A 10,243-nucleotide genomic window follows, 5' to 3' on the forward strand; every position below is an offset into this window, starting at 1 on the left:
CTCAGAATACCCTCTTTCCCTGACGCCAGACGTGGTCGATGTGAATGTGATCGCCCTTGCGGTGGGCCAGTACCAGATCGGCGCGTTTACCTTCGGCGATCGTACCGCGATCGCTGAGGCTGAGTGCCCGCGCCGGGTTGGCGGTCACCAGGCGGATCGCCTGTGGCAAGGTGAAGCGGTTGGCCGCGTCGTCCGCGACGCGAAACGCGGCATCCAGCAGGCTGGCAGGGTAGTAATCCGACGAAAGAATATCCAGCAGATCCAACTCCGCCAGCGTATGCGCCGCGACGTTGCCGGAGTGAGAGCCGCCGCGCACGATGTTCGGCGCGCCCATCAGTACATTCATGCCGTGTTGGCGAGAGGCTTCTGCGGCTTCGAAGGTGGTGGGAAATTCGGCGATCACGCTGCCAAGCTGATGAGATTCAAGCACATGCCCGGGGGTGGCGTCATCGTGGCTCGCCAGCGCAATGTGACGCTCGCGGCACAACTGTGCGATGGCCGTCCGGTTGGGCTGTGACCAGCGTGCGGCAAGCTGAAGTTGTTCCTCTTCGTAGCGCGCCATCTGTTCATCGGTCAGCGAATACTTGCCCTGATAATACTCACGGTACTTCTCACGGTTAGCGAACTGGCGCTGGCCCGGCGAGTGGTCCATCAGCGAAACCAGCGTGACGGGTTCGCGACCAACCAGTTTCTCGAACAGCGGTAACGTGGTGTGATGCGGCAGTTCACAGCGCAGATGCAGGCGGTGTTCGGCGCGGTTCACCCCACGTTTCTGCGTCTCTTCCACGGCGTTGATCATCTTCTCCAGGTTTTCCAGACGATCGCCGCCGTCGCGGACATCGCCAATCGCCACCGCGTCCAGCACGGTGGTGATACCGCTGGCGACCATCAGCGCGTCGTGGCTGCTCATCGCCGAATGGGCGGGCCAGTCCACCTTCGGGCGTGGGGTGAAGAATTTGTCGAGATTATCGGTGTGAAGTTCAATCAGGCCCGGCAACAGCCAGCCGCCTTCACCGTCCAGCGCCTGCGGCAGACGGCTCTGACTTTGCGCAAATGCGCGAATCACACCCTCCTGCATTTCCAGCGATCCCTGCACCACTTCATCTTCCAGCACCAGCTTTACATTGTTGATAATCATGGTGTTGTTCCCATCAGGTGCAAACGATCCGCCACGCGGTCGCGCACAGTTTGATCGTGAAAAATGCCGACAATTGCCGCACCGCGCGCTTTTGCCTCTTCAATCAGCGCTACCACGGCGGCACTGTTTTTGGCATCCAGCGACGCGGTCGGCTCGTCGAGTAGCAGAATCGGGTAGTTGACGATAAAACCGCGCGCAATATTGACGCGCTGTTGTTCACCGCCGGAAAAGGTTGACGGCGCGAGATGCCAGAGGCGTTCCGGCACGTTCAGGCGGGTCAGCAGGTTTGCGGCTTTGGCGGCACAGGTCTCGCGCGGTACGCCGAGATCCAGCAGCGGCTGCATGACGACATCCAGCGCGGAGATCCGCGGGATCACCCGCAGAAACTGGCTCACCCAGCCGATCGTTGTGCGGCGTACCTCCAGCACTTTGCGCGCCGGTGCCTGCACCAGATCCACCCACTCGTCACTATGGCGAATGTGAATGTGCCCTTCGTCGGGCAGGTAGTTGGCATACAGCGAACGCAGCAGGGTCGATTTCCCGCTGCCGGAATGACCATGCAGCACGACGCATTCCCCATTTTTTACCTCCAGCGAGGCGTTTTGCAGCACCGGCAGGCGCACGCCGTTTTGCTGGTGGAGCACAAAGGTTTTACTGACGTTTTCAACGCGGATCGCGTTCATTTTTAGCCTCTTTAAGCATTTGTGCATTCAATTGCCTGATGGCGCTTTGCTTATCAGGCCTACATGTTTCGTAGGCCGGATAAGACGCGTTAGCGTCGTCATCCGGCAAAACAGCGACATCAATTCTGTAAAACTGACGACACCAGCAACTGGGTGTAGGGATGGTGCGGATCGTCGAGCACGCGGTCGGTTAATCCACTTTCCACCACCTGACCCTGTTTCATCACCAGCAGACGGTCTGCCAGCAGGCGCGCCACGCCTAAATCGTGGGTGACAATTACCACCGCCAGATCCAGTTCCACCACCAGTCCGCGCAGCAGATCCAGCAGCTTCGCCTGTACGGAGACGTCGAGGCCGCCGGTCGGTTCATCCATAAACACCAGCTTCGGATGCGTGACGAGGTTGCGCGCGATCTGTAAACGCTGCTGCATGCCGCCGGAAAAGGTCGTCGGCAGGTCGTCGATACGTGAGGCCGGAATTTCGACCTCTTCCAGCCAGCGCTGAGCCGTGGCGCGGATCTCGCCATAGTGGCGCGCACCGGTCGCCATCAGGCGTTCGCCAATATTGCCGCCCGCCGAGACCTGGCGGCGCAGGCCGTCCAGCGGATGTTGATGCACTACGCCCCATTCGGTGCGCAGCAGGCGACGACGGTCGGCTTCGCTCATGGCGTAGAGCGAACGGTTCTGGTACTGAATCTCGCCTGACTGCGGCGCCAGGCGTGAAGAGATGGATTTCAGCAGAGTGGTTTTACCGGAACCGGACTCGCCGACAATGCCCAGCACTTCACCAGGCCACAGGTCAAAAGAGACATCGCTGAAGCCTTTGCCCGGCGCGTAGAGATGGGTCAGGTTATTAACCGAAAGCAGCGGTTGCGTCATTGGCTGAGTGCCTCGCTTTGTTGGCGGCAGTAGTCGGTGTCTGAGCAGACAAACATGCGTTTGCCGGTGTCATCGAGCACCACTTCATCAAGATAACTGTGCGTTGAACCGCAGATAGCGCAGGGCGCATCCCAGGTCTGTACGCTGAACGGATGATCGTCGAAATCGAGGCTCTCCACGCGGGTATACGGCGGTACGGCGTAGATGCGTTTTTCGCGTCCCGCGCCAAACAGCTGGAGGGCGGGCATCATGTCCATCTTCGGGTTATCGAATTTCGGGATTGGCGACGGGTCCATCACATAGCGGCCATTCACCTTCACCGGGTAGGCGTAGGTCGTCGCGATGTGGCCGAAGTGGGCGATATCTTCATACAGTTTTACCTGCATGATCCCGTACTCCTCCAGCGCATGCATGGTGCGGGTTTCTGTCTCGCGTGGTTCGATAAAGCGCAGCGGTTCGGGGATTGGCACCTGGAAGATCAGGATCTGATCTTCCCTCAGCGGTGTTTCCGGGATCCGGTGACGGGTCTGGATCAGCGTCGCGTCTTCCGTGCGTTCGGTGGTATTGACCCCGGTGACGCGTTTGAAGAAGTTGCGAATCGACACGGCGTTAGTGGTGTCATCCGCGCCCTGATCGATAACCTTTAACACGTCCGGTTCGCCAATCACGCTGGCGGTAATCTGGATCCCGCCGGTTCCCCAGCCATAGGGCATCGGCATTTCGCGGCCACCGAACGGCACCTGGAAGCCGGGGATCGCCACCGCTTTGAGGATCGCGCGGCGGATCATGCGTTTGGTCTGCTCATCCAGATAAGCAAAGTTGTAGCCGGAGAGGTTAGTGGTCACGGGCGGCCTCCTGTTGCAGGCGTTTGAGCAGTTCCAGCTCGGCCTGGAAATCGACGTAGTGGGGGAGTTTGAGGTGCGAAACAAAACCCGCCGCCTCGACGTTATCCGCGTGCGCCAGCACGAATTCTTCGTCCTGCGCCGGTCCCGTGACCGTTTCATCGTAATCGGGTGCCTGTAGGGCTCTGTCCACCAGCGCCATTGCCATTGCTTTGCGTTCGCTCATGCCGAACACCAGTCCATAGCCGCGAGTAAAGTGGGGCCTGTCGTGCTCCGGAGCGACAAAGCCGTTGACCATTTCGCATTCGGTCATCAGCAGTTCGCCAACGTTGACCGCAAATCCCAGCTCTTCCGGCACCGTTTCCAGCGCAACGTAGCCACTGCGGATCTCGGCCGCGAACGGGTGATTGCGTCCGTAGCCGCGCTGGGTAGAGTAGGCCAGCGCCAGCAGATAACCCTCATCGCCGCGCATCAGCTGTTGCAGGCGCGAGGCGCGAGAGCAGGGATAAACCGGCGGCGTACGAGTGATATCATCCGGCGCGGTGCCGTTATCTTCTTCGGGCTTCGCCAGCCCCTGATTCGCCAGCAGCGAAAAGACGTGCGGGGCGGCTTCCTGTGTACTCTCTGCGGTCCGCAGCGGTGGCGTTTCGCCATTCGCCAGCAGCGTAAAATCGAGCAGACGATGGGTATAGTCATAGGTTGGCCCTAACAACTGTCCGCCCGGAATATCTTTATAGACGGCGGAGATACGGCGTTCGAGGCGCATTTCCGCGCTGTTCAGCGGCTCACTCACCGCCAGCTTCGCCAGCGTGGTGCGATAAGCGCGCAGCAGAAAGATCGCTTCGACGTTATCGCCGCTGGCCTGCTTGAGCGCCAGCGCCGCCAGCTCACGATCGGCAATACCGCCTTCGGTCATTACCCTGTCGACAGCCAGGTTCATTTGCTGTTCGATCTGCGCCACGTTCAGTTCGACAACCGCATTATCGCCCCGGCGTCGGTTCTCCTGTAACGCGTGGGCGTTGGCTATTGCCTTCTCGCCCCCTTTGACGGCTACGTACATCAGCACACCTCCACGTGGGTGGTTCGCGGAATGGCCAACAGCCGTTCGCCGCAGGTGAGGATAAGATCGACGCCCAGCGGAAATGGGTGCGGGCGCTCGGTGAGTTCGTGAATCAGGCACTCTGGCAACTGCGGCGCGATCATCCGCTCTTCGGCGATACCCGCCCCGGTCAGACGCAACATCCGCCCGCCGCTCAGGCTTGAGATCTGCACGATCAGCGTGGCGCTGGACTCCGGCGCCACGGCGGAACCGGCAGAGAGGGCATTAAGCTGTTCGCTGCTGATGCGCTCGTCGGCCACGGCAAAAGTTGCCAGTTGGGGGTGTTCGACCATTGGCGCATTGGTGTGAAAACGCAGGTTCTGGCTGGCAATGTCATTATTAACCGCAGGCGACAGCCAGACCGGCGTATCGCCATCAACCAGCGTCAGCAGGACGCTGGTGGTCGCCAGGTTCAACGGCTGCCAGCCGTGTTTCAGTTGATGCAGGGCAACAATTACCCCCGGTTCGCTCATCGCTTTCAGCAGGCGGCGAAAGCTTTGTTGGGCGTCCTGGACGGGCAGGGTAAAGGCGGTCTGTAGGGTCATTCGTTATCTCCGCGTACCAGCGTAAAGAAGTCGACCCGGCTGGCGTTGACTTCGGCGCGACGAGCGGTGATTTCCGCATCGCGTTCGGCCTCCAGCGGGCGAATTAAGGTTTCCATCAGATTCTGGAAATGCGTCTGTTCCTGCAGTAAGGCGTCGATGACGGCGCACTGCTCGGCGTGATGTTTGTTGCGACCCAGCAGGTAGCTGTAGCCCAGCGTGCCGCTTTTCAGGCGGACCACTGCGCGGGTCAGCGTAGTGTCTCCGGCAAAGAAGCGGTTACCGGTGCCGCCCATGCGCGCCTGAATTTGCATCAGCCCGGTTTCCGGGGCGCGAATCAGTTCATATTCCGGTGCCAGCTTTAACGCCTGGAGTCGCGCATTCAGGGCATCGGCCTTGCTGAAAGCCAGCGCGCGCATCCAGCGCTGGCGGGTGGCGGTATCGAAATGCATTCAGTGCTCCATAGTGAATTCGATCATGTCGGCGCGGGTCAGGCTGACGGAGTACTCCATCGCACGTTCTTCGCCTTCACGGTGGTTCAGGGTGCGCACGCAGAGCAGCGGCGCCATGTTGGGGATTTCCAGGACCTTGCTCTCTTTCGCCTGCGCACGGCGGGCGCTGATGCGTGTCTGTGTGCGCGTGAGCGTGAGGCCAGACTGTTCGCGCAAGTAGTCGTGCAGCGAGCCGTGGTTAAAGCCCTGCAGCAGCGGCCAGAGGGTGAGGTCGGAAAAGTAATGGTCAATCAGACACAGCGCGATGCCGTTCACCCGTCGCAGGGTGCGCAGGTGGATGACGTTGGCACCCTCCTGCACGCAGAGCGCATCGGCAACGTGGCGGGAAGCCGGGCGCAGCACCGCCAGCAGTTTCTCGCTGGTGGGATGGCTCCCCTGATCCAACAGGTTCTGACTAAAGCGTGCCTGGGCGTTAAGCGGATAATCGAACGGGCGCATCAGCACCAGTACGCCGACGCCCTGACGACGCTGTACCCATCCGCGCTCAACCAACTGGTCGATAGCGCGGCGCAGGGTGTGGCGGTTAACTTCATAACGTGCGGCAAGCTGATGCTCGGCGGGCAGGTAATCGCCGCAGCGGTAGTGTTGGCGTAGCTCCTGCTCAAGTCTCGCGGCAATCTCCTGATAACGCGTCGGATAACTGGTCGGATGTGTAGACAAGTGCATAGCAATCAATGCCTCGCTAATCAGATAAAGTGCTTACGTAAACGCTGGGAGAGAAAATCCAGCAGACTGACGGTGACGATGATCAACACCATCAGGGCGCAGGTTTGCTGGAACTGGAAACCGCGGATCGCCTCCCACAACGTAACGCCAATGCCGCCTGCGCCCACCATCCCGACGACGGTTGCCGAGCGAACGTTGGATTCAAAGCGATACAGTGAGTAGGAGATCAGCAGCGGCATCACCTGGGGCAGCACGCCGTAAAGAATCTCTTCGATTTTGTTGGCACCGGTGGCGCGAATGCCCTCGACCGGACCGGGTTCAATGGCTTCTACTGCTTCGGACAGCAGTTTGGAGAGCACGCCGGTCGTGTGGATAAACAGCGCCATGACGCCTGCAAAGGGACCGAGACCAACAGCGACCACGAACAGCATGGCAAACACCATTTCGTTGATGGCGCGACAGGCGTCCATCGCCCTTCGCATCGGCTGGTAGATCCACCAGGGGACAAGGTTGTCGGCGCACATCAGGCCAAAGGGAATAGAGAGGATCACGGCCAGCGCGGTGCCCCAGACGGCGATTTGCAGGGTCACAGCCATTTCGCCGAGGTAGTCCTGCCACTGGCTGAAATCCGGCGGGAAGAAATCGGCGGCGAAGGTCGCCATGTTGCCGGAATCCTGAATCAGCGTGAGCGGGGCCATTTCGGCGCCTTTCCACGACACGATCAGCACGGCGAGCAGAATGGCCCAACTCACTAGCGAGAACCAACTGCGCTTTGGCGGGGCAACGGTGATGGTTTGCATGTTTAGCTCCGTGCGTAGTTTATTGCCGGATGACGGCGCAAGCGCCTTATCCGGCCTACGTTTGTAGGCCCGGTAAGCGAAGCGCCACCGGGCATCAGGTTTACTGCACCGCTTTGGTGACGCTGGTCATGGCGCTCAGCGCGGCGGTCAGACGGTCGAGATCGTCCAGTTGCGCTTTAATCGCGGACGATTTGCTGGTTTTCTCTTCAGCGCTCAGTCCTTTGTTGTCCTGTACGCCCTGCATCTCTTTAAACAGCGCGAGCTGGCGAATCGGTACCAGTTGCAGGTCGCTGGAGGCGCGGAATGGCGCCCAGCCAAGACGTTCCAGCACGGTTTTTTCTTCCGCTGTTTTGCCGTAGTTCATGAAGAAGTCGTACACCTTGTCCTTGGTGGCTTCAGAGAGGTTCTTACGCCAGACGATCGGATCGCCTGGGATCAGCGGCGACTTCCAGATCACCTTCAGCGCTTTCAGCTTGTCCGGCGCGGAGGTTTTCAGCTTATCGAGGTTCTCGGTATTGTTGGTGGCGACATCCACCTGCTTGTTCGCGACGGCAAGGGCGTTGGTTTCATGACCGGCATTAACGGTGCGTTTGAAGTCGCTGGCGGCGATGTTGTTTTTTGCGAAGACGTAATAACCCGGAACGAGATAACCGGAGGTGGAGTTAGGATCGCCGTTACCGAAGGTGAGATCTTTGCGTTTGGCGATCAGTTCGTCGAGGTTGTTGATCGGACTGTCCTTGTTCACGATCAGCACGCTCCAGTAACCCGGTGATCCATCGGCGGCGACGGTTTGGGCGAAGACCTGGCCGTTGGCGCGATCCACGGCTTCCATTGCCGAGAGGTTACCGTACCAGGCGATGTCGACTTTATTAAAGCGCATACCCTGGATGATCCCGGCGTAGTCCGGGGCGAAGAAGGCGTTTACTTTTACCCCCAGTTTCTTCTCCATATCCTTCAGGAACGGATCCCATTGGGGTTTGAGGTTTTGCTGTGATTCGGTCGAAATAATGCCAAAGTTCAGCGCTTTTTCCTGCTCTTCGGCATAAGCCGGGCTTAACAACGTACTGAGGCTGAACATGCTGGTAAAGGCCAGGGCGGCAACAGTTCTATAACTCATTTCCATTCCTCGTTTGGGATGTTAAGCAGCCTGCGCGTTCTGTTCGACGCGGTTCATGCTGCGGTAGAGATGGTCAAATCGGTCGTTATCAAAGAGCTGGCTGCTGCCGTCATAGAAGACGTGTCCCTGACGCAGCGCGACAATGCGTTCACAGTAGCGCAGGGCGTAATCCACCTGATGCAGCGTGACGACGACGGTAATGCCGTCGGTCTGGTTGATATCGCGTAGGGTATCCATCACGATGCGCGCCGATTCCGGGTCCAGTGAGGCAATCGGTTCGTCGGCGAGGATCACTTTGGCCTGTTGCATCAGCGCCCGGGCGATTGCCACGCGCTGCTGCTGACCGCCGGAGAGGGTTGAGACGCGCTGGTACGCAAAATGCGCCATCCCGACGCGGGTCAGTGCCTGGAGCGCGCGCTGTTTCTGCTCTGCGCTAAACCAGCTAAAACAGGTGCGCCAGAACGGCGTGCTGCCGAGCGCGCCAATCAGCACGTTCTCCAGCACCGTCAGGCGATTCACCAGATTGAACTGTTGGAAGATGTAACCGGTATGCGCGCGGCTCTTGCGGATATCGCGTGCCAGTCGGCCTTCATGCTGAACAGTGCGACCGAGCAGTTCGACGCGGCTACCTGGCGATTTATCACCGGTAATCAGCCCGCTCAGGTGACGTAAAAGGGTGGATTTGCCGGAGCCTGACGGCCCAAGCAGAGCCACCATCTCACCGGAACCGATGTTCAGATCAACCGCATGCAGCGCCTGATGCTGATTGAACGTTTTGGAGAGTTTCTCGACGCGAATGATCGTTTCCATGATACGGCCTCTCTAAAAAAAGTGGCACCATCGTGGCGGATCAATATGACGTTTCGGTTAAGGAGTCGTTACCTGCCGATGAAGAGTTAAGGTGAGTTTGATGACAAGACGGGAGGCGCGCCTCCCGCTGTATTACTCGGTTGGCTGGGGCTGTTTGACGACATTGATCATCCACGGTATGCCATAGCGATCGCTGACTTTGCCAAAGCCATGTGCCCAGAAAGTTTCCTGCCAGTCCATTTCGATTTGCCCCTCTGCGGCGAGATGGTCAAACCAGCGCTTCCCTTCTGTGACGTCCTGCGTGTCGAGGACCAGCGTGAATCCAGAATAGTGGGCTTTGTCCGATGAAATAGCATCACTCATCATGATGTCGCTATTGGCGATACGCACGTTGGCATGGGCGATAGCGGTATCGGGGAATGTCATTGCGGGCGGGCACCCCTCTTCGCTGTCCTGCGCCGATTTGGGCATTTCACCGAAGCTGATTTTATAAAGGAGTTCTGCACCCAACGTCTTTTGATAATACGCGATGGCGTCAGCACAGTTTCCGGCAAAAGAGATGTAGGGACTTAACGGCATAATCTTTACCTCAGGTAAGAGAAGCCACTTAAGTGTAGTTACCGTAAGCCCGGTAAGCGAAGCGCCACCGGGCAATTTAAATCAGTTCTTTTTCACGAATTCTGATTTCAGTTTCATCGGGCCAAATCCATCAATTTTGCAATCGATGTTGTGGTCGCCTTCCACCAGGCGAATGTTTTTCACTTTTGTACCGATTTTCAGCATCGATGAGCTGCCTTTCACTTTCAGATCTTTCACCACGGTGACGCTGTCGCCGTCAGCCAGCAGATTACCGTTGGCATCTTTCACAATCAGTGAATCGTCTTCATGCGCCGATTCTGCATCGTTCCATTCGTGGGCACATTCCGGGCAGATGTACATGCCGTTATCTTCGTAGGTGTATTCGGAGTTGCATTGTGGGCAATGGGGTAATGACATGTCGATTTCCTCAAAAGTCAGCAAGGGCAAAAGCGCCCAAAAAATGGCAGATTGCCGAAAAAGGACGCAATTATACACAAAATCCTTAACGTTGTCGGGACTACTCTGTTTTTAAGGTAAATGCCGAACTGTGACCATAACCTGACGGTCAGACAGAAAA

At 58.2% G+C, this 10,243-nt stretch carries 13 protein-coding genes; all 13 read right to left on the reverse strand.

Annotated elements, in window-relative coordinates:
* Position 1 precedes the first annotated feature (1 nt).
* Positions 2 to 1,138 carry an alpha-D-ribose 1-methylphosphonate 5-triphosphate diphosphatase gene (gene phnM / locus I6L53_RS01760; protein ID WP_042321175.1) on the reverse strand — a complete coding sequence of 379 codons (1,137 nt, stop codon included), beginning with the start codon at positions 1,136 to 1,138 and terminating at the stop codon, positions 2 to 4.
* Positions 1,135 to 1,821, reverse strand: a complete 687-nt coding sequence (gene phnL, locus I6L53_RS01765) for a phosphonate C-P lyase system protein PhnL (RefSeq protein ID WP_042321178.1) — start codon at positions 1,819 to 1,821, stop codon at positions 1,135 to 1,137. Before phnL ends, phnM begins: the two co-directional genes overlap by 4 nt.
* A gap of 119 nt (positions 1,822 to 1,940) precedes the next feature.
* Positions 1,941 to 2,699, reverse strand: coding sequence for a phosphonate C-P lyase system protein PhnK (phnK, locus tag I6L53_RS01770; protein WP_042321181.1), 759 nt, complete (start codon positions 2,697 to 2,699; stop codon positions 1,941 to 1,943).
* Positions 2,696 to 3,487, reverse strand: a complete 792-nt coding sequence (locus I6L53_RS01775; RefSeq protein WP_232231090.1) for an alpha-D-ribose 1-methylphosphonate 5-phosphate C-P-lyase PhnJ — start codon at positions 3,485 to 3,487, stop codon at positions 2,696 to 2,698. Before I6L53_RS01775 ends, phnK begins: the two co-directional genes overlap by 4 nt.
* Positions 3,488 to 3,533: 46 nt before the next feature.
* Positions 3,534 to 4,601, reverse strand: coding sequence for a carbon-phosphorus lyase complex subunit (locus I6L53_RS01780; RefSeq protein ID WP_042321186.1), 1,068 nt, complete (start codon positions 4,599 to 4,601; stop codon positions 3,534 to 3,536).
* Entirely contained in the window at positions 4,601 to 5,185 is a 585-nt protein-coding gene (gene phnH, locus I6L53_RS01785; protein WP_042321188.1) for a phosphonate C-P lyase system protein PhnH, read from the reverse strand. Before phnH ends, I6L53_RS01780 begins: the two co-directional genes overlap by 1 nt.
* Complete coding sequence (gene phnG / locus I6L53_RS01790; protein ID WP_042321190.1) at positions 5,182 to 5,634, reverse strand: phosphonate C-P lyase system protein PhnG; 453 nt, start codon at positions 5,632 to 5,634, stop codon at positions 5,182 to 5,184. The genes phnH and phnG overlap by 4 nt, the downstream gene beginning before the upstream one ends.
* Positions 5,635 to 6,360: a phosphonate metabolism transcriptional regulator PhnF gene (gene phnF, locus I6L53_RS01795; RefSeq protein WP_042321193.1), complete on the reverse strand. Its 726-nt coding sequence runs from the start codon at positions 6,358 to 6,360 to the stop codon at positions 5,635 to 5,637.
* 20 nt (positions 6,361 to 6,380) lie between these two features.
* Positions 6,381 to 7,160 carry a phosphonate ABC transporter, permease protein PhnE gene (phnE, locus tag I6L53_RS01800; RefSeq protein WP_042321195.1) on the reverse strand — a complete coding sequence of 260 codons (780 nt, stop codon included), beginning with the start codon at positions 7,158 to 7,160 and terminating at the stop codon, positions 6,381 to 6,383.
* A gap of 100 nt (positions 7,161 to 7,260) precedes the next feature.
* Positions 7,261 to 8,277, reverse strand: a complete 1,017-nt coding sequence (gene phnD, locus I6L53_RS01805; RefSeq protein ID WP_042321198.1) for a phosphonate ABC transporter substrate-binding protein — start codon at positions 8,275 to 8,277, stop codon at positions 7,261 to 7,263.
* Between the two features lie 21 nt (positions 8,278 to 8,298).
* A complete protein-coding gene (gene phnC, locus I6L53_RS01810; RefSeq protein ID WP_042321199.1) occupies positions 8,299 to 9,087 on the reverse strand; it encodes a phosphonate ABC transporter ATP-binding protein in 789 nt (262 codons plus the stop codon).
* A 132-nt stretch (positions 9,088 to 9,219) separates the two neighbouring features.
* On the reverse strand, positions 9,220 to 9,666 hold the full coding sequence (yjdN, locus tag I6L53_RS01815; protein ID WP_042321202.1) for a VOC family metalloprotein YjdN: 447 nt from the start codon (positions 9,664 to 9,666) through the stop codon (positions 9,220 to 9,222).
* An 81-nt stretch (positions 9,667 to 9,747) separates the two neighbouring features.
* Positions 9,748 to 10,083, reverse strand: a complete 336-nt coding sequence (locus I6L53_RS01820; RefSeq protein WP_042321205.1) for a zinc ribbon domain-containing protein YjdM — start codon at positions 10,081 to 10,083, stop codon at positions 9,748 to 9,750.
* Positions 10,084 to 10,243 lie beyond the last annotated feature (160 nt).

The sequence above is a fragment of the Citrobacter farmeri genome (assembly GCF_019048065.1).
In the GTDB taxonomy this organism is placed as follows: domain Bacteria; phylum Pseudomonadota; class Gammaproteobacteria; order Enterobacterales; family Enterobacteriaceae; genus Citrobacter_A; species Citrobacter_A farmeri.

Coding starts and splice junctions, on each gene's coding strand:
- phnM (WP_042321175.1), bottom strand. CDS start 1,138: ATGATTATCAACAATGTAAAGCTGGTGCTGGAAGATGAAGTGGTGCAG.
- phnL (WP_042321178.1), bottom strand. CDS start 1,821: ATGAACGCGATCCGCGTTGAAAACGTCAGTAAAACCTTTGTGCTCCAC.
- phnK (WP_042321181.1), bottom strand. CDS start 2,699: ATGACGCAACCGCTGCTTTCGGTTAATAACCTGACCCATCTCTACGCG.
- I6L53_RS01775 (WP_232231090.1), bottom strand. CDS start 3,487: ATGATCCGCCGCGCGATCCTCAAAGCGGTGGCGATCCCCGGCTTCCAG.
- I6L53_RS01780 (WP_042321186.1), bottom strand. CDS start 4,601: ATGTACGTAGCCGTCAAAGGGGGCGAGAAGGCAATAGCCAACGCCCAC.
- phnH (WP_042321188.1), bottom strand. CDS start 5,185: ATGACCCTACAGACCGCCTTTACCCTGCCCGTCCAGGACGCCCAACAA.
- phnG (WP_042321190.1), bottom strand. CDS start 5,634: ATGCATTTCGATACCGCCACCCGCCAGCGCTGGATGCGCGCGCTGGCT.
- phnF (WP_042321193.1), bottom strand. CDS start 6,360: ATGCACTTGTCTACACATCCGACCAGTTATCCGACGCGTTATCAGGAG.
- phnE (WP_042321195.1), bottom strand. CDS start 7,160: ATGCAAACCATCACCGTTGCCCCGCCAAAGCGCAGTTGGTTCTCGCTA.
- phnD (WP_042321198.1), bottom strand. CDS start 8,277: ATGAGTTATAGAACTGTTGCCGCCCTGGCCTTTACCAGCATGTTCAGC.
- phnC (WP_042321199.1), bottom strand. CDS start 9,087: ATGGAAACGATCATTCGCGTCGAGAAACTCTCCAAAACGTTCAATCAG.
- yjdN (WP_042321202.1), bottom strand. CDS start 9,666: ATGCCGTTAAGTCCCTACATCTCTTTTGCCGGAAACTGTGCTGACGCC.
- I6L53_RS01820 (WP_042321205.1), bottom strand. CDS start 10,083: ATGTCATTACCCCATTGCCCACAATGCAACTCCGAATACACCTACGAA.